This is a genomic window from Maridesulfovibrio salexigens DSM 2638 (assembly GCF_000023445.1).
Taxonomy (GTDB): Bacteria; Desulfobacterota; Desulfovibrionia; order Desulfovibrionales; family Desulfovibrionaceae; genus Maridesulfovibrio; species Maridesulfovibrio salexigens.
Genome location: NC_012881.1, coordinates 3,265,870 through 3,289,585 on the forward strand (window position 1 = coordinate 3,265,870; position 23,716 = coordinate 3,289,585).

The window sequence follows — 23,716 nt, forward strand, 5'->3', positions numbered from 1 at the left end:
TTTATCAAAATTAATCAATTAAAACGGCTGGTTTGACGAGAAATCAAACCAGCCGTTTTTTTTAGGATATATTTGTTGAAAATTTAGTTCGCGCGACCTTTTGCCGTTGCGTGTTCGATATTAATTTTAATCACCCGAGTCTTGTCCATATCATTATGAATGTACTTTTCGCCTGCGGGAATATGATCCGGGGAAAGCCTGTGCACCAGTGCGAGCAAAGCTTCTTTCTTCTCTTCCCCGGAAACCTCTTCAGCCTTACCGAAAACGACAACTGATTTGAACTTGATGCTGAATTTAGACGGCACCAGTTCAGCATCAACATAGACGCAAAACGAGACTTTGGAATTAAAAGCGATGTTGTCCAGCTTATGTCCGGTCAATGCACAATGAAAATAAATCGCTCCGTTGTGGTAAACATAATTAAGCGGGGTGGCATAAGGGTGGCCATCTTCACCGCAAGTAGCCAGTACACCCTCTTCTCCGGCTTTAAGAATTTCTTCAACAGACCCTGCGGGCAATGTTTTTTTGGTATTCTGAATTTCTCTGAACATAATATTTCTCCGATTTAAACTTATGCCCAGATAATTACTTCAGAAGCCAGCCAACATAAAGACACAATTTCCACTAATTTTATAGTGGCAGAAAAAAGAAAGCCCCTGAAAAAACAGGGGCCAAAATATTATAACTATTTATTGCGTCCACCAACTCGGACAAATTCGCCGGGAGGACCAAGCCGGATATCAAAGACCACTGCCGCTCCACGTAGAACCAGAGTCGCCATAAATCCCGATGCCATGGCAACTTCGGGCTGAACATGCAAAGTCATCATACCCACGTTGACAAACGCCCCGGCAAGAGCTGCCACGGCGTAAAGCTCGCCGCAAAGAATCATGGGCCTATTTCCGGTCAGTAAATCGCGTATTACCCCGCCACCGGTTGCTGTCATGACTCCCATGAACACAGCAACTGTCCACGGCACCTGAGACTGCAAAAACGCGACAGTACTTCCGGTAACTGCAAAGGCACTTAATCCGAGAGCGTCAAACCATGCAGTAGCCTTATAGCGGTCTTTAATTTCAAGACGGCAAAAATAAGTTAGCAATGTAGCCATTATGCACAGGTACAACTCCACAGGCTCATGAGTCCACCAGACAGGATGATCCAGCAAAACATCACGCAAAGAGCCTCCGCCGAGCCCTGTGATGGTTCCGATCAACACATAGCCGACGATATCCATCCTGCGTCTTCCAGCCGCCAAAGCGCCACTGACTGCGAATACAATATCGCCGAAATACATAAATCCGTTGATTGCGGACTGAACCATTTCACCGTTCAAAACACTCATATCCAACCTCGAAAGCAGATAGACTGCATTTATTTTTTAAATGCTCACTTTTACTAAAAGCGAAATCGAGCCTGAAATAATTTCTGATTCAACAGTTGTAAAGTCGTTTTTTTATAATTTCGAAATTTTTAAATATATTTTTTAAAAAGGCCCTCAATTTCAAATAGTTCACGCCTACTACTTTGACTTGCCTGCCAAGAGCAGGCTTGTTAAAAGAATTCCCTTTTTTTGGAACAAATTTTATTTTTATATCGAGATAAACAATGACATCATCAAGAGAATCTACAGCATATTTGACTGTATCCTGTAAGGATAGACCCGGTATCGTTTCTGCGGTTTCCGGTTTCCTGTTTTCCAAGAATGCAAACATCATCCATTCCGACCAGCATTCCAGTGACCCCGTTGGAGGTCGTTTTTTCCTCAGAATGAAATTTCACATGAACGGAATTGAAGACGGCCTTGAAGAATTCAGACAGGAATTCGCCGAAAAGGTTGCTGATAAATTTGACATGGAATGGAATATTAATCCCGCATGGATCAAGAAAAAAACAGCTATCCTCGTCTCCAAGTTCGACCATGCACTCATGGACCTGCTCTGGAGAGCCAAGCGAGATGAGCTCCACACCGAAATCACAATGGTCATCAGCAACCATGACGACCTGCGTAAGGCAGTAGAGTCATTTGATGTTCCCTTCCATCACGTTCCGGTGGAAAAAGGCAACAAAGAAGCCTCTGAAAACAAAATCCTTGAGCTGATGGAAGGCAATGCCGATCTGGTCATTCTCGCCCGTTACATGCAGATTTTGACCCCCAAACTGATTGATGCCTATCCTAACCGCATCATCAACATCCACCACTCCTTCCTGCCTGCATTCGTAGGTGCCGACCCTTACCGCAGGGCCGGAGAACGTGGTGTTAAGCTCATCGGGGCAACAGCCCACTATGTTACCGAGGAACTGGATCAGGGTCCTATCATTGAACAGGACGTCATCCGCGTTTCACACCGCCACGACTATGAAGAACTCAAAGTCCTTGGCCGCGACATTGAACGTCAGGTTCTCAGCAGAGCTGTAAAATGGCACCTGACTGAAAGAGTACTGGTAGACGGCAACAAAACCGTTGTATTTACTTAGTATTGATTGATCTGAAAACAAAAAAAGCTCTCCTTGTTTACAACAGGGAGAGCTTTTTTATTGCTTGAAATATAAATTTTACTTTGCAGAGGCCGACAACTTCTTGGCCAGTTGCTCATCGCTCTGCTCACCGATACCGAAACGCATGAACAGATCATTGAGCTTGCCGCGAATATCCTTGGTTGCCTTGGCAACAGCCTGCAAACTGATGAAGACAAGAAACTCGACCTTGTGATCACCTTTCTCGTAAAGCCTTAGAATTGCCGTTGCCAATTCTTTTTCAAGAGCCAGCAGCTGCATTTCTTTTACCAGATCCTGAGCATTGTTCTGCTTAAAAATCAACCAATTCTGATTTGCAGAATCTTTAAGCCAGAGTCTGGCCATCCGGATACGGGTCATACCAATTTCATTGAGTGCCAACACATCCTTGGTAGAAGCACGCCTGCGCTTAAGCACACGCAGCTGCATCTTACTTTCCTCACCCTGCATTTTACTCTTAAGCAAAGAGGAAAATTTAACTTCAGTGAGGTAAAAGAAAAGTTTATCCAAGGCTTCCACCCCGAACATACGCAGGAAAATGGTCAGAACCTTTTCATCACGCTGGGTAAAATTTTTAAGTCCCAGCAAAAATTCACGGACAACGATATCGAGAGTAAGGCTGACCCCGATAGCACATGCCCCAATCTGATCCTGTGAAAATTGCATGTTACGGGCCATTTCCGCCTCTTTTTCTGCACTATCCGCTGAATATGCAGACTCACGCAAGGCTTCCATGGCAGCATCATAATCCTGCTTAAATTTAGTAGTGGCCGGATCGATACAGACAATGCGGGCAATCCGCTCAACAGTATCATTACTTACAGGCTCATCACCCTGAATCAGAACCCCGCTATCAAGCAGCGAGTTATATGTCATCTTCAGAACTTCCGCAGACTCTTCATCTGCGCCGACCTGCTCAAATGCATTTTGAATTCTTGTCTTATCAATGGCTGGGAGATCAGCGGAAAAACGCCCGGTCACATCATCAAACGGAAAACGCAGTATAACGTAATTCTTATCCCGGGTAAGCGTGTAGCGTTCTTTGGTAATTATCTCGTTAAGGGATGATTCGACTTCCTGTGTGATGAACTGCTCAATCAGTGCATTCCAGAAATCCTTATCCATCTCAAACTGTTCAAGCAAAGCATTATACTTCTTGAGCGCAGGTTCACCGAGATGACGAAGGGTTACTTCCTCAAAGTTATCGGAAATAAGGCAGGAAGCATAAACCACACCCTGAACAGTCTTGATCAGCAGGGTTTCAGCATTGATCAGCCGGGAACGTATGCCATCCAAGGCATCCTTATCCTTGCCGTCTTTAAGCTTGCTGTAACGACCTATCATCAAGATGAATTCACTGAGGATCTTCTTGATATACTCATGCGATGGGAGATCAATAGAACGGTGACATAAAAGCGCGATAATCCCGCTTTGCTGCTTTTCGAGCAAGGGGAATTCATTAATGCGGTTGTTATTGTACTTGATGAACTCAAGGAAAACCTCGCGTTCAAGCACTTCACGCAGGGTGCTGCGCTCTTTCAGGCGAGCCAGAACCTTCAGGTAAAAATCAATCCGCTTATCTTTATCAGGAATCTGCGCATTTTCCTGGGACACGTCACTCATGAAAACTCCATCCACAATTTCTTAAATTATTTGCATGAAAATGTCTCAATTCAGCTATAATAGTCAAGAAGTTTAGAATTATAAGCCTTAACATACACTACTTATGCAAGAAATATAACTGGAGTGACCTCCCAAAATAATCGATTTTAAAAAAAGAACCTGCTGAAAACAATGGTACTTTTCTTGCTTAATCCATATAAACAAATAAAATATTGACGGTCACACCTATTTTATTATTTACCAAGACCATTGAAACTTAATACCTGAAACCTTCTGAGGGATTACAGCTTAATGATAACCTGCACTAAATGCGGCCAAAAGAACAACAATGCTGCAAAAGCCTGCTCCAAATGCGGGCATAAACTTCAATCCGGCCGAAAACGGCTGGAATCCGAAATATCCCAACAGGAACGCCGGGAAATGTTTCACCTGAAACTGGAAAAAAACAAACGCTTTTCCAAGCACGGTGAAGCATGGGTCTACGCTCTGTTTCTACTCGGAGCCGTAATATTTTTTACTTATAATCAGGTTTACTGGCCCCTCTACGCACTTACTCCCGCTATTGCTCTTCTGGCTTGGTTTCGGAAGATTTAGAGGTCCTGTTCTGTAATGCCTTAAGAGCCTTCTCCTGATCTTCCTTCAACAAGTCAGGTACGGAACGCTGCCAGAATTCTGCTTCCTTATCAGCCTTCAGTTCTTTCTCAGATTTTGGAAAACAACATTTGATCACTGAACGCTTTGTGCAGGAAGCAGGAAAGTATTCAATAATCCCACACTCATTCTCATCAATATAATATTTAACGCTACGCCGGAATTTCTTTTTACGGGACATGATTGTAATTTCACCATCGTCTATCTTACAGAAGAAATCCGTATACTTAGCCCCATAAAAAGAATTATAGATGTAAATATTATCTCTTTTTTTACCAACGTAGCTGAACTCGTGCGGATCCTTGCACTGGGCACGGGCGAGAGCTTGTCTGGTCAAACACAGAGCTCGCTCCTCTTCCATGCTTCTGGCCTGTGCCGTAGAAGGCACATGGCAAATAGCAGTCAATATAATAATGAGCAAAAGGCTTCTCATAATACCTCACGAAAAAGGGTACGTTTTCAGATAAATAACTTTTCGGCCGGAATGATGACCGGCTTTAGCCTTGGAGTGACATAGCAGCGCACAACAATTTCAAATTTCGCTACAAAAATTCTTTTCAAATCACATGCTGCTATGCTAAAAGAACTGATCATTTTGTGCAACCGCACAACCTTCCTTACTATTTTCCCATACCTTGTCAAAAACCGATTCCCGGCATTAAGAACAACTTTTTTTTCTAAACTTTGTTTAGAAAAAGTCCTGTTTTTTCGTGCTGTTTGAAGGTTATGAACTTGTGGAAAACTTTTTCTATTTTCTGATATTTACTCATAATCTCATATAAACGCTAATAATGACAATGTAACAACAATTTTTCTTTCACCCCCCTGTACAAAACTCAGCCCCTGAGTTAGTATTCTCTCTGAAATTGATTCAGCCCATAATCTACGGGACCTGAAACAAAACAAAGGCAAAAGCCTTCTCTAAAAAACACATAATTCAGTAAATAAATATCATGAACGAACTCTCTTCTGGATGGAATCATCTCCGCGGTATTGAGCCGCTCAGTCTTTGCGACTGGCCCGGCAAGTCCTGCTGCGTATTCTTCCTCGGTGGCTGCAATTTAAACTGCCCCACTTGCCATAACTTCGACATGGCGTGGAATATGGAGCGACTGCACCTTCTGTCCAGAGAAGACATGAAATCTTTCCTAAGGAACCGAGCAAAATGGCTTGACGGGGTCACTATCACTGGTGGCGAGCCTACAACGGTACCGAACCTTGGTGAAATTCTTTATGAAGTCAGGCAAGTATCCAAACTGCCCATTAAAATGGACAGCAACGGAATGCTTCCCGATATTCTTGAAGATATTCTCCAGCAGGGATTGGCGGACATGTTCGCCGTTGACGTTAAAGGACCGTATGAAAAGTACCCTGCTCTGACCGGGCAGGCCGTTACCGCTGAAGCGGCACAGAAAAACCTTGAAAGGATTTTCGAGCTTGCCGAAGCCAACCCCAAAGCCTTCTATTTTCGTCTTACCAAGGTACCCATCCTTACAGATGAAGATGTTGAAACTGCCAAGAGTTATCTTCCGGATGGTTTTGAACTGACCATCCAGAACTACATTCCTCCAAGGAGAGATCATGCCCACGCAGATAATGAAGCGAGACGGCCGGTTGGAGACCTGGTCGACTGAGCGAATTGCACAGGCCATTTTCAAAGCACTGAGCGCAAGCGGAATTAAAGACCCGCTCATGGCCAAACGCATGGCCAGAAAAGTTGAGTACAAGCTCGAAGGAGTCGACATTCCTGAACAGGAACATGTTCAGAATATGGTCGAAGAAGTGCTTATGGATTCCCGTCTGCACTCCGTTGCCAAAAAATTCATTCTCTACCGTGACAGCCGCCGCAGGCTCAGAAATCAGAAAGACGCTTATCTCGACATCAAGGAAACAATAGACGAATACCTTGAAAAAAGTGATTGGCGCGTGGCTGAAAATGCCAATATGACCCACTCCTTTCAGGGTCTCATGCTTCATCTCTCCGGAACAATTCAGGCTCGTTACGCCCTTGAAAAATACCCTGAGGAAATCAGACAGGCTCACGAGCACGGCTATTTCCACATCCATGATCTTTCCTACGGACTGGCCGGTTATTGCGCCGGATGGTCCCTGCGTGATCTGCTGCTCGAAGGTTTCAACCTTGAAGGCCGTTCCTGTGCCGGGCCCGCACGTCACTTTGACGCAGTCCTCGGCCAGATGGTTAACTTTCTCGGTACACTGCAAAACGAATGGGCAGGCGCTCAGGCCTTCAACAACGTTGACACCTACCTAGCTCCGTTCATCCGTCATGACGGCCTCAGCTATGAGGAAGTACGTCAGGCCATGCAGAAATTCGTGTTCAACCTGAACACCACCTCCAGATGGGGAGGCCAGAGCCCATTCACCAACCTTTCTTTCGACCTCGTTCCGCCCAAGCATATAGCCAAGGAAGCGGTAATTATCGGCGGAGAACTTCAGGATAGCACCTACGGCGAATATGCCGAAGAAATGGAGATGATCAACCGCTCCTTCCTTGAAGTTATGGTCAACGGAGATCAGCACAACCGCATTTTCTCCTTTCCCATTCCCACATACAACGTAACCGAAGATTTCCCGTGGGATTCAAAAATCGGCCATACCCTGCTTGATCTGACCGCAAAATACGGTGTGCCCTATTTCCAGAATTTCATTAACTCAGACCTCAATCCCGAAGACGTGCGCTCCATGTGCTGCCGTCTGCAAATGGACCTGCGGGAACTGCGCAACAAGGTCGGCGGACTGTTCGGAGCAGGGGACCTGACCGGATCTATCGGCGTAGTAACCCTCAACCTGCCCAAGCTTGCTTATCTGGCTCAGGGTGAAGAGGATTTCCTCGATTTAATTGAGGAGTACGCAATTCAGGCTAAGAACTCCCTTGAGTTCAAACGCAAACTGATCCAGACCAACCTTGATAACGGCATGTTCCCGTGGTCACGCCGCTATCTCAAGAACGGTTACAAAGGACATTTCTCAACCATCGGGCTGCTGGGCGGACATGAAGCCTGCCTGAACCTGCTGGGCAAGGGAATCGAGACTCCTTCCGGAGTTAGGCTCATGACCCGGGTGCTTAACCACCTGCGAGATCTGACCTCCCAATTCCAGGAAGAAACCGGAAGCCTGTACAACCTTGAAGCTACACCGGCTGAAGGAACCAGCTACCGTCTGGCTAAAATCGATAAATCCCTTTACGCCGACATCAAGACCTCCGGCAACGGAACTCCTTATTACACCAACTCCACCACCCTTCCGGTGGGAGTTTCCGAAGATGTTGTTCTGGCGCTTACCCATCAGAATAAACTCCAGCCCCTCTACACCGGCGGCTCGGTATTCCACACCTTCCTCGGAGAATCCACAGCTGATCTTGATGCCCTGAAAAGCTTTATTATTAAAGCTTTCCGCAACACCAAGATTCCGTATCTGTCCATCACACCGACCTTCTCCATATGCAAAGAGCACGGATATATTCAGGGCGAGCACCATACCTGCCCTGAATGCGGCTCTGAATCGGAAGTCTATACCCGAATTGTCGGTTATTATCGTCCGGTTAAACAATGGAATGAAGGCAAAAAAGCAGAATACAAAGACAGGCAGGTTTACAACACGTTCTGCTGCTAACATCGATATCGCATTTTAAAATTACAAAGGGAGATCTTTGAAAAGATCTCCCTTTTTTCATTTCAATTCACAAAGCTTAACTTTGCGCTCATTTTCATTGCCAAGAAAAATACATTGCATTATGGTTAATAGTGAAAATGATACAAGTCTAAGATTGATTTCATTGGACTTCATTGCTCAAAGAATCACAGATGATATGAGATGGAGAGTATATGCGAATTCTGGTTGTAGATGATGAGCAGATGGTCAGGGAAAACCTTGTCGACTACCTTGAAGACGAAGGCCTTGATGTCATTTCGGTGGGGAGTGCCGAAGAAGCCCTGAATCTGATGAAAACTGAACATGCTGACATCGCCATAGTAGATATGCGTCTTCCGGTGATGCATGGCAATGATCTCATCATTCATTTAAAAGAACTGCACCCGGATATGGATTTCATCATCCACACCGGATCGGTTGACTATGCAGTTCCGCCGGATGTCCGCGCCTACGGTATTTCTTCGGACAACGTATTGCTTAAACCAGTTGCTGATATGGATATGTTCATCCAGAAAATCAGAACCTTATTCGGCACAAAGTACGATATTTAACGGGTAGATATTTGAAAATGCTCACCGCCGCTTCTTGAAAAGAAGTTGGCGGTTTTTTATTTTATTCAGCGCGTTTTACGATAAAGAAGAACTGCCCCCATATGTTCGGTGGCAAAACGGTCTGTATGTCCGGCCAGTGTTTCTGTAGCCCCCAGCATGAGGTATCCTTTGTCCGGCAACAAATCGTGAATACGATGAACGATATCAATCTTTGTCGCATCATCGAAATAAATCAAAACATTACGACACATAACAAAATCGAATTGCCCCAAGGATCTGAAAGAATCGAGCAAATTAAACTTCTTGAAAGCAACAAGCGACTTTACAGAAGAGCATACCTGCCAATTGATTCCGTCCTGCTCAAAATACTTATCATACCCGGACGGAAGTCCGCGCGACTTCTCCAGCCTGCTGAAAAGCCCCTGTTTAGCGCGCTCAATAACTGTCCCGGAAATATCAGTAGCGAGGATTGAAAAATCAGTATGAGAGATTCCTCCAACTGTTTTGGTCCACTCGTGAATAAGCATGGAAAGTGAGTAAGGTTCCTGCCCTGTGGATGAAGCAGCACACCAGATTTTTATTTTAGCCCCCGGCCTGCGTTTATTCACAAGCTCAGGGAGCACTTTGTTTCTGATAGCGGCAAAGGGATGATTGTCGCGAAAAAAACTGGTTTCGTGGGTGCTGATTGCCGATACCGCTTCTTCCTTGAAATGGGTATCTCCTGATACCAGAAGTTTATAAAACTCACCCCAGGAACGACAATTGCGAGACTGATACAAGGATTTGAAACGGTGCTGGATCAGGTATTCCTTACCCTCAGAAATGGTCAACCCGCACATGCGGTATATCTGCTTACGCAGCAGTTCAAAATCTTTTTTATCCAGCTTAACGTATTCCCTGCTCACGATGCTATCTTCACCTGTCTCGATCAGATTAATCTTCACGTCCCATCAGGACAACCTCATTGGCCCACTGCATGGCTGCCATATGACTTCTGGCCACAGCAAGAGAAGAAAGATTATTACCCATAATCAAACGCCCCAACTTATCCCATTCAGCTTTCTCAAGACATTTGACCAAATCAAGATATAACGAAGCATTATTTTCTTTACCAATCAAGGCCAGCATAAGTTCTTTTTCTACGGGCAACTCTTCCATCAATTCTTCCATCGGCCTGCCCAGCAGGACATCAAGCAAGGAAAACAGCCCCAACATGAACATTGATTCAGCTGGAAGCGGACAATGCTTCATTTCCAAGCACACCAACTCCAAAAATTTGGCTCTTTTAATGGACAGAAAAGCAAGCTCGTTACCTGCCGGACCGGAACTCATGTCTGAAAGCAGAATCATGCGCAGCCAACCGGCCAACTTCCTGTAACCAATCAAGGTAATGGCCTGTTTGATGGAATGAATTTCGTTAGGCAATCCAAATGCAGCAGAATTCATGAACTTTAACAGACGGTAACTCACGGAAACATCGGAGTTAATAGCCTCGGTCAGATCATCAACATCAAAATCTTCACCACTGATGGAACTCAAAAGCTGCATGCGGTTAAGGTTGCTGGTAGAGACTTTCTTTCCGGGTATAATCTCCGGACGACTGAAAAAGAAGCCCTGAAAAAGATCAAAACCCAGCTCCAGACAGCGCTGGAACATTTCATTATCTTCAACTTTTTCAGCAAGAAGCATCACGTCCAATTGTTTGAGATTGCCAACGATATTAACAAGCTCATCAGGACTTAAGTCAAGACAATCGACTTTGACTATATCCGCCAACTCAATAAAAGGTTCAAAACCATCCTGACCGATGTAGTCATCAAGCGCCAGAACATAGCCGCGTTCTTTCAATTCCTTAAGGGCTTCGAGAACATCGGGCTCTGGTTGAACATGCTCCAAAATCTCTACAACACAAACTTCGGCGGGCAGAAAATCCGCAGCACCCTCCAGAAGCATATTGCGGGGAAAGTTGACCAGCAGTCTCTGTCCTTCATCAATATCTTCCTGTATCAATCCGAAACCGTCAGCAATAACCTGCGATGTGGCTGCATCCTCGTCACCCACATCAGCAACATTACTCCCTTCGGAATTGCGGAAAAGCAATTCATACCCCCAGATCCCTTTATGCACGTCAAATACAGGTTGTCTGGCAACAAAGAAAGAATCTAGAAAAACATCCGAACATTCCGCCATAACTTCGCATTCCCCAAAATAATTTAAAAAAATACTATTTAGTTAGCAGAGCTATACCTCAGCGTTTTCTTAATATCAATCAAGATGAATTATAAAGAATCCGGAATTAAGGCATCATCGGAGCAAGAGACAAGCCTTTGGTTTCTTCAAAACCAAGCATCAGGTTGGCGTTGGCAACAGCCTGCCCGGATGCACCACGGCAGAGGTTATCAATGGCGGCAAGAATGATCAGCCTTCCGGTACGCTCGTCAGGAACAACCGCTACATCACAGAACATGGTTCCGCGCACCCAGCGTGTTTCCGGCAACTGTCCCTCGGAAAGAAAACGGATCATCTTTTCATTTCCATATGCCTTTTCATACGCTGCACGGATATCTGCGGCAGTCACACCCGGCTTCAGCTTTGTGTAAATGGTGGAAAGGATGCCCCGGTCAATAGGCAGCAGATGTGTGTTGAAAGAAACGGTCATATCTTCACCGGAAGCAACAGCAAGTTCCTGCTCAATTTCCGGGGTGTGGCGGTGGGTGGTCAGACCGTAAGCACGGAAGGAATCCGCAACTTCACAGAAAAGGGTTCCTACAGCAGCCTTGCGCCCTGCTCCACTGGTACCGGATTTAGAATCAATGACAATATCGGAAGTCTCAACCAGACCTTCACGCAAGGCAGGGGTCAAACCGACAATGACGGAAGTAGGATAGCAGCCGGGGTTGGCAACCAGCTTGGCGCCTTTAACCTGATCACGATAAAATTCAGGGAGACCATAGACTGCTTCGGGAAGCAGGTCTTCGCGGGTGTGGTCCACCTTATACCATGCTTCGTAGGTCTCACGATCACGAATCCTGAAATCGGCACTAAGGTCCACAACCTTGATGCCTTTATCGTAAAGCTGACCACCGATATTCATGGCGGTCTTATGCGGAACAGCAAGGAAAACAAGATCACAGGCTTCAGCAAGGTCCTCAACCTCCGGGGCGGTGATTTCAAGCCCGCCAAGCTCCATGCCGTTAAGGAAAGGATAAATATCAGCCAGTTTTTTACCGGCCTCAGCACGGGAAGTCACCCGGACAAGCTTCATCCCGTCATGATTACTCAGAATACGGGTAAGTTCCATTCCGGTGTATCCGGTTACTCCTACAAGTCCTACAGGTACAGCACTCATAATTATCCATCCTTGCGATAAATATTTTAGAAAAGGGCGCGACTGAGCACGCCCGGAATGATCGGTATATAAAGACAGCCCGTTCGGGGCACAAAGGAAATGTCGAAAAGGTCGGCTATTTCTTGGTTTTCTGCACGTACTTCATGCGCAGATTGTAAAGCATCTCACAGAGGAGTCGTTCTTCATCGGCGGTCATGCCGTTCTTGATCTTATCTTCAAGCACTGCAAGTACATCAATGGACTGCTTGGCAAGCACCGGAGAGAACTCAACCTTACCGGTTGAAGGATCAGGAACTTCGCCCAGATGAACCATAGCGGAAGAACTCATGGACATGACAAATGTTGAGAAATTAACCTCGGGAATGGGCATATCCTTAGCGTATTCGCTACCGCAACCGCACTTTTTATCATCAGACATAATTGAACTCCTTAAGTAATCTGGCGGATTCTAAAAATATTCACCGTAAGATTCAAGCATTTTAAAAAATAAACCTCTCAAAGCTGAGAGGTTTATCAAAAAAACAAAGATCCATATGCGGGCTAAACCGCCGGAGATATTAATGTGCTTGCGCCCAGTTACGCCCCAGACCCAGATCTACTTTGAGCGGCACGGCGAGAGTTGCCACAGTCTGCATATCTTTTTGCAGGAGCTTGCCGATTTCCTCGATATTCTCTTCAGGCCCTTCAACTAAAAGTTCGTCATGAATCTGCAGGATCAACCTGCCGCCAAGATGCTTAATTTCAGCATTATCAGCCACCTTGATCATGGCCATCTTGATAATATCAGCTGCACTTCCCTGAATAACGGTGTTGATAGCCTGCCTGCGTGCCTGAGACAGAATCTGAGGACTGGTGGAATGGAGCTCCGGCAACAGACGGCGGCGACCTGACAGAGTGGTTACGTAACCTTTTTCGCGTCCCTGCTCCACCACGGAATCGTAAAATTCTTTAAGCACATCAAGCTTTTCAAAATACTTGGCGATAAACTCTTTCGCCTCGTTAATTTTGATACCCAGTTCACGGGAAAGCTTCTGCGGTCCCATGCCGTAAATCAGACCGAAGTTGATGGTCTTGGCATTACGACGCTCATCGGAAGTAACGTCTGCCGGATCACGGTCAAAAAGGAGCGCAGCTGTGCGAGAGTGAATGTCCTCATCATGCTCAAAAGCGGAAACAAGAGCCGGATCACCGGAGAAATGAGCCAGTACGCGCAGCTCAACCTGCGAATAGTCCGCAGCCGCTAAACGCAAGCCTTCCCCGGCAGTAAAACAGGCCCGCATACGCTTGCCCTGATCCCCGCGAATGGGAATATTCTGCAAGTTGGGACCGGAACTGGAAAGACGTCCGGTAGCTGTTGCCAGCTGATTGAAATTTGTATGGATACGCCCATTGGCATTAACCAGCTTGGGCAAAGGTTCGAGATAAGTGGACCGCAGCTTCTCCATCTTCCTGTATTCAAGAATATCGGTGATGATTTCATGCTGTCCGCTCAGTTTTTCCAATACGGAGTTGGCTGTAGAGAGTGCCCCTTTAGGGGTCTTGCCACCCGGCTTAAGGCCGAGGGAGTCAAATAGAACAGTAGCCATCTGCTGGCTGGAGCGGATGTTAAACGGTTCACCTGCACGCTCGTGGATAACGCGGGTAAGTTCGTTAATACGTTCATTTACCTCGGTCAGGAAATCAGCAAACGCATCCAGATCAATGGTGATCCCGGCTTTTTCCATATCAGCCAGAACAGGAATAAGCGGGATTTCAAGATTTGCTGTCAGCTCATCAAGACCTGCGGATTTAATGCGGGGTCCAAGCACATGCATAAGAGCCAGCGCAGCCATCCCCTGAGCGTCGGGATGAACCTCATCCACCGCATCAGGCAGCTCTTCCCCGGCAAAAAGCATAGCCCGCAAGCGATCCCAGGCATAGTTGCGTTCTTCAGGATTGAGCAGATATGCGGCGAGGCTTAAATCAAACCAGCGGAAAAGCTGAATCTGCCCCCACGCGTCATCAGCACGCAGAAATGATTTCACATCAGCCACAACAATTGTCTTCGCTGATTGCAATCCGGCGGCAAGCTCAGCGGCAGTGACCTTACACATCAACTCATCGCCATCAACGCCGATGAAAAAGATATTGCCCTCGCGGACGAGACCGACTTCTTTGTCTGTGAAGTCTGGAAGTTCAGATGCGGAAGAAATTTTCTTGAGCTCAAGACGATTTTCAGGTGCAGCAGGAGCCGGAGTAGCTTCCCCGAACAAGGAAAACTGTCCGCCACCGGAGGCTGATTTCTTGGGCTTGGCAGCCGAAGTCGTATCTTCTTCGCCAAACAGTGAAGCCTGACCGGAAGCCGATTTCTTGGAATTTCCAGCAGGAACTCCAGAACCTGAAGTAGCGGAAAACAAAGATTTTACATCCCGCACAAGTGAACGGAATTCGTAGGTAGTCATAAATTCCGCAGCCCTGTCACCATCCACAGAACGAAGTTCGCACTGCTTGAGGTCGCAATCGGAGCAGCTGCCCAGCCGCATGCGGGTCAGTTCACGATAAACAAAAATATTTTCCAGCTCGTCCTTCATCTTCTTCTGGATGGCGGGCTTGAGCTTGTCGTAGTTGTCGCGGATATCTTCCAGAGTCGGGTATTCGGCCATTATCTTGGTGGCGGTAACCTTTCCCACTCCCGGCACACCGGGGATATTATCAGCGGAGTCACCTACCAGAGCCTGAAAATCAGCCCATTGTTCCGGCTCCAGCTTGGTATCTTCGCGGAAATCAGCCAAAGAGGTGATCTTTTCCTTCTTTCCTGCGGGGTCCCACATGAAGACATTTTCATCAAGACACTGCTTGAGATCCTTATCCGCTCCGAGGATAACCACCGGACGTTCAGACTTATAACGGGCAGCAAGGGAAGCAATGCAATCGTCAGCTTCTTCACCTTCGGAGACAATAAGCGGCACACCTATAACATTGAGAGCTTCCTTGAGCGGCTCAATCTGGGAGCGCAAGTCATCAGGCATGGGTGGACGCTGAGCCTTGTACTGGTCGTAAAGCTCATGACGGAAGTTCTTGCCCTTACCGTCAAGAATGAAAACCAGATATTTCGGTTTCTCTTCTTTGATGACCTTGAGCAGGGTCCGCAACACAAAAAACATGGCATTGGTGGGCACACCGTCGGAACGCTTGAGGTCCGGGTAGGCATGGAAGCCGCGGTAAAAAAATGCTGAACCGTCAATCAGGTACAGGGGGTCGCCATCAAAATTCAATTTATCTCTGAGTGCCATTATATGCCTTCGGGTTCAAACCCTGCAATTGTGTGATTGAGAAAGGATCAGATGCGCTTTACGGACTTTTTGCCCTTGGTCAATTTTTTGAGCACAAAGGATTCAGGGTCGGCTCCTTCCAGTGCTTCCAGCTTGATTTCAGCTCGCGCAGCAGCTTTGTGACCACCTGCGGAACCTATGTCATTGAAAAGCTTGGATGCCATTTTGCCCATATCCTTGCGCATGCCGTCACCACGAAAAATTACCACAAGGGTATCCTCGTAAATGCCGGAAACAACGTCCCACGAAACACCGTGAACACGCATAAGAAAGTCAGCAAGTATAACCAGTGTATCCGGGTTTTCCACCTTGCCGATATGAGAAAAAAGGCCGGGACCGATGCGGCGCAGATTGTAAAAAGCGCGCGAAAAGTAACGCAGCCAGTCAGGGTGGATTTCACTGCGTGTGATACGCTTGATGAGATCCATATCCGCATATTTTGTCAGATATCTGAAAGCCTTGACGTCATCATCAATAAAGGGGCGTTCAAAGCTCTGGGTATCGGTTTTGATACCGTAAAGAAGTGCGGTAGCCAGCAATTTTGCCGGGCGGATATTCAAGTTGTAGAGATATTCGGTCATCATGGTGCAGTTGGCTGCATACTTGGGCCGGATATCGACATACTCCGCATGGGGGTATGGCTCTTCCGGCAGGGGATGATGGTCGATTATCACAGAAAATTTCAAATCCTCGAAATCGGGATGATGATGCGGCTGCGAATCGAGAATCGCAAACCTGTCGTACTGAGCCACAAGGGTAGGAATCATCCGTTGGGCCGGAATACGCAGGTAATGAATCATAGCAAGGTTATCAAGACGCTTAACCTCGTTGATATGGGCAATACCCACTTCAGCAACCCTGCGTCCGATTATGCGTTTAAAAGCCATTGCCGAAGCCAGAGAATCCGGGTCGGCATTGACCACTACCAGCCAACGCTCATCCTTATTGCAAAGGGCAAGCAAATCCTGAAGCTGATCTTCAAGCTGTTTAAAATAAGCCATAGCTACTTCTTCAGGGTCAGGGGCAACCCTGCGGCCACAAGATAAACTTCATCTGCGATTGCGGCCATTGTACGGTTGAGTGATCCGAGCCTGCGAACAAAACTGCGGACTTCGCGTGTCATTGCCACCGGGCCGAGCCCCACCTCACATGACACCAAAACAACATCCGGCCCTTTCCATTCAGATAAAAGCCGGACAACCTCCCCGATCTGCTGCTCACCGTCCGCAACTTCGGAACAGGAAAACAGCCAAAAATCCAAACTGTCCACCAACAGGTGGTCGTACCCTTCTCTAGCCTTAAGCAGAACCTGACGCAAGTCCGCACCGGCTTCAAGAACCGGAATAGACGGATCGCGCTCCAGCCGATGATCCATAATCTGCTGACGGAAAGCCATATCACGGGCTTTTCCAGTAGCAATGAAGCATTTCCGGCCGGAATATTCTGCAAACAGGTCGAGGGCGTAGTCTGATTTTCCCGACTTATTGCCCCCCAGCACAAATGTAATCAAGATTTCTCCTAGGTACATGAGTACAAAAGAACGGGAAAACTATCTTTACGTACTCTATTTCCAGCAAAGACTGCAACCACAAGAAAAATTTCACAAGGTTTTACTTTATTCTTCTTGCTGTACAATAATCACTCAATAATTGCAGAGAGTTAAAAAAGGATTTCTCCTCAAAAACCTCTATAGTGACCGTAGCGCCCTTGCTTAGCATTTTAAATAAAACATAAATGGTTTCAAACCCATCACTATTAAGATGCTCCAATCCCAGATGACGGCCTTTCGGTCCCGGAGCATTAAGGTGCAGCATGGAAACCTGCCCCTCAAGACGGGAATCGCGCAGAAGGTCATGTTGTGCGTAAGCCAGTATGTGACCTAGATCAAGGCATATTTTCATCCCGCAATCAGCAATAACCCCGGTAAGACCAAGCAAAGAATTCTCTTTAATGTTCTCAAAAAGAACCGTCTCAGGGCATATTCCGCTGCGGGAAACACCGGCCGCAAATTCCCGTATTAAATCTGCTGCTTCAGGACCGGCAGGGGGAGGATGGACAACATGCCCCCTAGGATTCAAATGCACAGCTTTTTCATTGAGAGCCAGAACTATTTCAGCGACCCTGCTTCCACCTTCTTTCCAAGGCAGGTCAAGAGGATGGTGAATATGGAATGCCAGTTCGGTATCAATTAATTCCTTTGGAAGATCAGCTTTTGTGTAAGCCAGGCAGGATTCAGTTTCAAAAAACAGCAATGCTATCTCGTCCACTTTACCAGTCAGAAAACGGCAGTTCTCCAAAATGGTACCGGGAATAACCCAGGAAGGTGCAGATAGTTGAAAATGAAAATCAGTATTATTCAAAAAAATGGACATTTTTGCCGGAACTCATTCATTAAATCTATAATACATACTTCACTAATTAACCCAACACACCGGACCACAAATTGTTTTTATATACGGCATAAGTATTGCTTAAAACAAAGTAGATTCAATTATGTCAGGAGAAACAAAAATGAAACGGGTCAGAAACTTTTTTCAACATCACTTCAACCCGTTGCACATCTTCTGTAGGCTCAGGGGAGCAGGGTTGAGCGCTATGGCCGCACGAAGAATGTCAATGGTTTATGAAAAGGTGGTTTACAAGGTTTTTCTGCTGTAATCAGAAAACTTGCTTGTCCTTTTCACCAGCACGGAATGAAAAGAAACGCCTACATATCAAGCAGGCTGATCTTCTTCTCCTTCTGAACCTTTCGTGCAACCATTGCCGACCTCTTCACCGCTTCGGGAAGACTCTTTAAAAAACGTGACACAGGCAACATCAGGGTACGTCCGTACAAAGGTCTCTTGACCGCATGCGACATATAAAGATTTTTCTTGGCCCGCGTCATACCTACATATAGAAGTCTACGCTCCTCTTCGGTATTTTCCTGCACCAACGGAGCGTCGCCGGAAATTTTTCCGGTCAGGATATCCGGCCCTGCAAAGGGCACAATCCCGTCATCAAGACCTGCCAGAAATACAGCTTCAAATTCCAATCCCTTTGCGGCATGCATGGACATAATGCGCACCTTCTCTGCTTTATTGCGCACTTGATCCAAGTCATTCTGCATATGTATCCAGTTCAACAAACCGGACCACCCGCCATGCTCCTTGTAACCTTTAACCATATCCCGGAAAGGTTTGCTCTCCCAGAAAAGCTGATCAAAAGGAGGCATATCACTCAGGTATGCGGAAAGTCCCAAAGGTCCCCGGGCAATCACTTTCTCCGGAACCTCGGGAACCTCATCATCAGCGTCCTCGGCAAAACCGAGCATCCGACGCGCAGCCGCAAGCAGTACTTCCACCCGCGGATCATGCCAGAAACTTTCAGTTTCAGGGACACTGCAAGGGATTCCCTGACGTTTGAGCATGGCCTCAATAGGACCGATCAATGCTTTAAAGCGGACCAGTACAGCAATATCACCGGGACTTAAGGTTCCGTGTTCCCCCGCATCCACAAGACTATGACTGGTGGCTCCGATGAGTTGCTTTATGCGCTCCCCGATCCATGAAGCTTCGCGTCCGCTATCAGGAGCGGAAAAAAGATGGATATCAGCTTCATAATTTTTATGGGCTTTAAGCTGCGGAGGATTCTCCAATACTGATGCCGATGCATCCAGCACCCCTTGAGCCGAGCGATAGTTATCCTCAAGTGTTATTTTAATCAAATTTTCCCAGAAAGCGCGAAATCTGTTCGCCACATTTCCGGCAGCACCACGAAAACCGTAAATAGACTGATCAGGATCACCAATGGCAAAAAGCCCTTCCCCGTCATCCCCGACCAAACGCTGGACAATTGCCAGTTGCAAGGGCGAAAGGTCCTGCACTTCATCAACCAGCACATGAGTGAAGGTACGCACATACTTGTCCGACTTCAGCTCAGAAAGCCAGAATTCCAGCAGGTCTGTGTAATCAACCAGATTATACTGATCTTTCTGACGGGTATAGTTAGCCAAAATTTCAGCGGGCCCTTCACTCAAAGTTTCCAGAGTCTCACGAGCAAGACTGATCGAATCCCATGCCGACTTAAGCTTTGCACTGTTCAGCTCAGGATTGGCTCGTCCAAATACCCGACGTGCAGTCTCTTCATTTAATATGATCGGATCATGGTCAAAAGCCGAAGCCCAGTATTCAAGAGCCAAAGCATGCAGAGTATCGGCACGGGGCAGAACTTCGTCATCTCCAAGCATACTGCGCATACGGTCATTCATTTCCTCGGCAGCCTTACGGGTAAAGGTCAAGGCAAGAATACGCCGTGCCCGGGTTCCCCTTTCAAGCAGATGCTTGATGCGGCCCATTAGAGTCTGCGTTTTACCTGTGCCCGGTCCGGCAATAACCAGCACCGGATCAGGTCCGGCTTCAACGGCTTTATTCTGGGCCTCATTAAAACGGACCACCCCGCTTTCCTGTTCCGGTTCAGAAGTTTTACGCACCTCTGCCTCAGGCTTGGGAGCATCAAGATCACCTTTGGGTTTGCGAACCACAACAAGTTTCACGCCGTTGACGATCTCATCCCTTTCCTGCGCAGAAAAGACGGAAATAGTTCCATACTGCCCGTCAAAACCGGGGTTACGGATGACCTGTCCCTCACGCATGCGGCGGATGCCCTCGGCAAGATGCACGTTGTGACGCTTAAGGTCTTCAACTGGGACCTGCTGCAGAATAGAAAATTCTGAACCGAACTCTTTGATCAGCGGAGCGTAAACACCGAGCACTTTTTTAGTCTTGGGACCGGTACCCACAACCTCGGAGATAAGTTCCTTGAGTGGCACCAGCGAGTCAAATCCGGGTTGTCCCTTGGGCTGCTGAGCTTCCTCGCGGTCAGCCAATTCCATAACCCTTGAATAAACCCCCATAGTCAGAGGCTTGCCGCAGACCGGACAAAGACCGCCGCGCATCTTTGATTCATGAGGATCAAGCATAATCCCGCACTTGCGGTGTCCGTCCATGTGGTATTTGCCCTCTTCCGGAAAGAATTCAATTGTACCCATGAACTTATGGCCCAGTCCTTCACCGCGCAGGGCGCGGTAGATGCCCTCATAGGACATATCACCGCTGAAAATATTTGCCTCGCGCCCTAAGTTTTCACCGGAATGTGCATCGGAGTTGGAAACCATGCGGTATTTATCCAGCGCGGAAATAAACCAGTTCATTTCCGGGTCTGAGGAAAGTCCGGTTTCCATAGCGAAAATTTCTGAAGCAAGATCACCGTAGCATTCTTCCACAGTATCGAAGCCGGATTTGGCACCGAAGAGCGAGAACCACGGTGTCCAGATATGAGCGGGAATTAGAAAAGCTTTATCGTGAGTTTCGAGGACGATTTCAAGGAGGTCTTTGCTGTCCAGACCGAGGATTGGCCTGCCGTCCGAATTGAGGTTTCCGATGGTATCGAGCTTGGCGTTGAATTTCTTAACCGATTCCAGATCGGGCATGTAGACGAGATTGTGAACTTTGCGGGTTTTGCCGTATTTTTTGTAGATGGAACTTATTTCGGTCTGAAGCATGAAGCGGGTCTGTCCGGCAAATGGACCATCCACCCAGTCTATGGATTCCTCAAGCCCCTTAGGTTCTCGCAAAGAAAGCAGCCCGGAGCCGTCCTCCACCAGTTGCTCTTCAATTTCGGCCACCCATTCGGGATGAGTAAAGTCTCCCGTACCGATGACGTCAATACCTTTCACCCTTGCCCATGCAGCCAGAAGGCGCGGGTTCAAGGCTTTGCTGGTGGCACGTGAAAATCTGGAGTGGATATGCAGGTCGGCTATAAATCTTTCCATGGTCTACCGTTCTTCCCCGTCTTGATCATTTATTGATCAACTTATCTATAAGAGCATCACAACTTCCTGTCATAACTGCACTTTATCATATCATCATCTAATCATCACAACCCTTTCAAGGCTTAAAAGGGACACTACATGCAGCCTCAAAAGATTGCAAGGCACCCCCCACTTTGATAGGGAAATTTTAAAAGAATGCCTCCGGCGGCCCTTCGGGGACCAGAGAAACTTTTTGGGAAAAGTTTCTCTGGACTCTTCAAAAACTTTTATTGGGCTTCGCCGCTTCGTAAAAATTAATGGAGCCAAATTGAGAAACGCTACAATTTACGATATTTGTGATGACCCGATTTTAAGATGTGAAAACCCCACAGTTCCGGGCGAAAACCTGCGCAAACTCTACAAGAAACTTTTCGGCAATCCGCTTTTCAAACATTTTATCCTGCGCTGGTGCTCGCATCCGGCTATTTTTCAGAGCAAAATCGGCCCTTATCAGGAGATGATGAAAGCCGCTATGCAGGCCAGCTATGAAAACTGGCAGGATAAACAATGGATTGAAACAACCTTTGCTCCGCTGGCTAAACTGCTCGATCGTGTTCAAGATCCTCAGTGGCGTATTCGTGAAAAGGCAGACACCCGCCCCCCGCACATACGTGAAAAAGAAGTAAATGAAGTGCTGGACGCGGTTCTTTCTGACATTATCAGGGTTTGGAACAAAAACCCCAAAGACCCGTATTTCCCGGTATCTGCTCAGGTAGTCATGCCCGGTGATTCCATCTGCGATGGAGAAAACTTCATGAACATCATGACCGGGCTGGGATCATACGAATTCCAGAACATCAACCTGCTCTTCGGGTTGATGCGCTGCTTCCTGCACTCCAACCCGCTGGCCCTGAAAATATTCCGCCGCCCATGGAAAGGAATCGCCGAACCGCTCTCCATGCGTGTTTCGTGGATCACCCACCGCACCGGATTTTATGACGATATTTTCTGGGAGCAGATATATAACCTTTATATATTGGAAGAACTCCCGCAGGCAGAGCAGGACAAGCTCAAGGAAATGCTGGAATCCCTGCTTCATTTCCTTATTATTACCAGCATGGAATGGCTACAGGCTCCCAGTTCAGGTATCAAGCATCCGGCTATCACCTGTCTGCCCAAAGATGGAAACGGACAGCCGCTTTGCAACCTCAAACCCCGCGACTGGAAAGCTAAAAAAGAACTTGGGTTTGACGATTACGTACCCGATGTAGATACAACATTCCTCGCACTGGCAATGTCCCGCAAGTGGCTGGATCTGGTGGAAGAAAAAAATCTGAACGCAAATCAGGAACTTCTGCGTGCAGCGGAAGTATTCCTTGATTTTCCGTGGGTGGAAATCATCAATGAATACCAGATCGGCGGTGGTAACAAGACCAACCCTCCGACCATCACCATGACCCGTCCGCTGGATTACTTCGGCTGCGTACCGCTCTGGTTCGACAAGCCCTTCAAAAGAGACAAAGAAGACGGACGCATTGTGCGAGAAACTCTAGGCAATGAAATCTGCCCCGGTCACAACATGGACATTCTTGAATCCATCCTCGCCAACCGCTACCAGTGGAAAGCGCTTGAGGGAGAAAATCTCGAAACCGTAAAACGATTCCTGACCTTCCATCACAATGCATTCATCAGCGGCAACTTCAAGGAAGACAGCGCAGTACGATTCTACCTGCCGGAAATCTACGTCAGTTATGCCGGACGCCTTTACGATACTTGGCTGACCATCCCTGAAGATGAACGTCAACTTATCGATCCTGACGGTAAAGTCGAACAAATCCGGGCCGCAGCAATGGATTACTGCAAATACGATATGCTCGGCGCAACGCTCAACCCCTTTGACGCATCACTGGCAGTGGCAACGCTCTGCCTGCTGCGCTACCCCAACCGCGGTGACGGACTCATCGAAAGGGGCATAAAAGTTTTACACGACCACCTCGGCGAGGGCTGCTTCAGACATCCTTTCAAAGCCTACGAATGGACAATGGTTCGTCATCCGACACGTATTATCGTCGGCAGCGAAGTCACAACATCGCTCTTCGCCATGAATGCCATAGCCTGCTACAAACATTACATGAAATAAAAGAAAGAGGGAGGGCTAAGCACCTCTCTCATTTAATTCACCAGACGGCTTAGAAAGTGCCAGATGCAAGGCGCAAAAAAAGGCAGAAACGAAGCGTATTACACATACGTG

At 47.1% G+C, this 23,716-nt stretch carries 19 protein-coding genes; 6 read left to right on the forward strand and 13 right to left on the reverse strand.

Features of this window, described 5'->3' with window-relative positions; all coding sequences use genetic code 11:
- Window positions 1-83 precede the first annotated feature (83 nt).
- On the reverse strand, window positions 84-551 hold the full coding sequence (locus tag DESAL_RS14935; protein ID WP_015852816.1) for a pyridoxamine 5'-phosphate oxidase family protein: 468 nt from the start codon (window positions 549-551) through the stop codon (window positions 84-86).
- A 134-nt stretch (window positions 552-685) separates the two neighbouring features.
- On the reverse strand, window positions 686-1,345 hold the full coding sequence (locus DESAL_RS14940; RefSeq protein ID WP_015852817.1) for a trimeric intracellular cation channel family protein: 660 nt from the start codon (window positions 1,343-1,345) through the stop codon (window positions 686-688).
- Window positions 1,346-1,608: 263 nt separating this feature from the next.
- Here DESAL_RS14940 and purU point away from each other — a divergent pair, with 263 nt between their 5' ends.
- A complete protein-coding gene (gene purU / locus DESAL_RS14945) occupies window positions 1,609-2,478 on the forward strand; it encodes a formyltetrahydrofolate deformylase (RefSeq protein WP_015852818.1) in 870 nt (289 codons plus the stop codon).
- Between the two features lie 78 nt (window positions 2,479-2,556).
- Here purU and DESAL_RS14950 read toward each other — a convergent pair whose 3' ends face one another.
- Window positions 2,557-4,140 carry a hypothetical protein gene (locus DESAL_RS14950; protein WP_015852819.1) on the reverse strand — a complete coding sequence of 528 codons (1,584 nt, stop codon included), beginning with the start codon at window positions 4,138-4,140 and terminating at the stop codon, window positions 2,557-2,559.
- 291 nt (window positions 4,141-4,431) lie between these two features.
- Here DESAL_RS14950 and DESAL_RS14955 point away from each other — a divergent pair, with 291 nt between their 5' ends.
- Window positions 4,432-4,734 carry a zinc-ribbon domain-containing protein gene (locus tag DESAL_RS14955; RefSeq protein WP_041721931.1) on the forward strand — a complete coding sequence of 101 codons (303 nt, stop codon included), beginning with the start codon at window positions 4,432-4,434 and terminating at the stop codon, window positions 4,732-4,734.
- Here DESAL_RS14955 and DESAL_RS14960 read toward each other — a convergent pair.
- Window positions 4,700-5,224 (reverse strand): hypothetical protein, encoded by a 525-nt coding sequence (locus DESAL_RS14960; RefSeq protein ID WP_245543748.1) that lies wholly within the window; start codon window positions 5,222-5,224, stop codon window positions 4,700-4,702. The genes DESAL_RS14955 and DESAL_RS14960 overlap by 35 nt on opposite strands.
- 520 nt (window positions 5,225-5,744) lie before the next feature.
- On the opposite strand from DESAL_RS14960, the gene DESAL_RS14965 reads away from it, so the two are divergent.
- From DESAL_RS14965 to DESAL_RS14975, 3 genes are all read left to right on the forward strand, one after another.
- Window positions 5,745-6,425, forward strand: a complete 681-nt coding sequence (locus DESAL_RS14965) for an anaerobic ribonucleoside-triphosphate reductase activating protein (RefSeq protein ID WP_015852822.1) — start codon at window positions 5,745-5,747, stop codon at window positions 6,423-6,425.
- Window positions 6,373-8,424: a ribonucleoside triphosphate reductase gene (locus DESAL_RS14970; RefSeq protein ID WP_015852823.1), complete on the forward strand. Its 2,052-nt coding sequence runs from the start codon at window positions 6,373-6,375 to the stop codon at window positions 8,422-8,424. Before DESAL_RS14965 ends, DESAL_RS14970 begins: the two co-directional genes overlap by 53 nt.
- Before the next feature lie 212 nt (window positions 8,425-8,636).
- A complete protein-coding gene (locus DESAL_RS14975) occupies window positions 8,637-9,014 on the forward strand; it encodes a response regulator (protein WP_015852824.1) in 378 nt (125 codons plus the stop codon).
- A 65-nt stretch (window positions 9,015-9,079) separates the two neighbouring features.
- Here the strand turns inward: DESAL_RS14975 and DESAL_RS14980 are convergent, their stop codons facing one another.
- The 9 genes from DESAL_RS14980 to DESAL_RS15020 form a co-directional block, all read right to left on the reverse strand.
- Window positions 9,080-9,958 (reverse strand): CheR family methyltransferase, encoded by an 879-nt coding sequence (locus DESAL_RS14980; protein ID WP_015852825.1) that lies wholly within the window; start codon window positions 9,956-9,958, stop codon window positions 9,080-9,082.
- On the reverse strand, window positions 9,948-11,204 hold the full coding sequence (locus tag DESAL_RS14985; protein WP_015852826.1) for an EAL and HDOD domain-containing protein: 1,257 nt from the start codon (window positions 11,202-11,204) through the stop codon (window positions 9,948-9,950). The genes DESAL_RS14980 and DESAL_RS14985 overlap by 11 nt, the downstream gene beginning before the upstream one ends.
- 106 nt (window positions 11,205-11,310) lie before the next feature.
- Window positions 11,311-12,363, reverse strand: coding sequence for an N-acetyl-gamma-glutamyl-phosphate reductase (gene argC / locus DESAL_RS14990; RefSeq protein ID WP_015852827.1), 1,053 nt, complete (start codon window positions 12,361-12,363; stop codon window positions 11,311-11,313).
- A gap of 115 nt (window positions 12,364-12,478) precedes the next feature.
- The gene (locus tag DESAL_RS14995) at window positions 12,479-12,781 is read right to left on the reverse strand and encodes a DUF1844 domain-containing protein (protein ID WP_015852828.1); all 303 of its coding nucleotides are present in this window, start codon (window positions 12,779-12,781) and stop codon (window positions 12,479-12,481) included.
- Between the two features lie 139 nt (window positions 12,782-12,920).
- Complete coding sequence (polA, locus tag DESAL_RS15000) at window positions 12,921-15,635, reverse strand: DNA polymerase I (RefSeq protein WP_015852829.1); 2,715 nt, start codon at window positions 15,633-15,635, stop codon at window positions 12,921-12,923.
- Between the two features lie 47 nt (window positions 15,636-15,682).
- A complete protein-coding gene (locus tag DESAL_RS15005) occupies window positions 15,683-16,675 on the reverse strand; it encodes a DHH family phosphoesterase (RefSeq protein WP_015852830.1) in 993 nt (330 codons plus the stop codon).
- Between the two features lie 2 nt (window positions 16,676-16,677).
- Complete coding sequence (locus DESAL_RS15010) at window positions 16,678-17,184, reverse strand: bifunctional adenosylcobinamide kinase/adenosylcobinamide-phosphate guanylyltransferase (RefSeq protein WP_015852831.1); 507 nt, start codon at window positions 17,182-17,184, stop codon at window positions 16,678-16,680.
- Between the two features lie 100 nt (window positions 17,185-17,284).
- Window positions 17,285-18,046 carry a cobamide remodeling phosphodiesterase CbiR gene (gene cbiR / locus DESAL_RS15015; protein WP_015852832.1) on the reverse strand — a complete coding sequence of 254 codons (762 nt, stop codon included), beginning with the start codon at window positions 18,044-18,046 and terminating at the stop codon, window positions 17,285-17,287.
- Window positions 18,047-18,381: 335 nt separating this feature from the next.
- Window positions 18,382-21,486 carry a UvrD-helicase domain-containing protein gene (locus tag DESAL_RS15020; RefSeq protein WP_015852834.1) on the reverse strand — a complete coding sequence of 1,035 codons (3,105 nt, stop codon included), beginning with the start codon at window positions 21,484-21,486 and terminating at the stop codon, window positions 18,382-18,384.
- 307 nt (window positions 21,487-21,793) lie between these two features.
- Between DESAL_RS15020 and DESAL_RS15025 the strand changes: the two genes are divergently transcribed.
- Window positions 21,794-23,605 (forward strand): hypothetical protein, encoded by a 1,812-nt coding sequence (locus DESAL_RS15025; protein WP_157046967.1) that lies wholly within the window; start codon window positions 21,794-21,796, stop codon window positions 23,603-23,605.
- The last annotated feature ends 111 nt before the right edge of the window (window positions 23,606-23,716 follow it).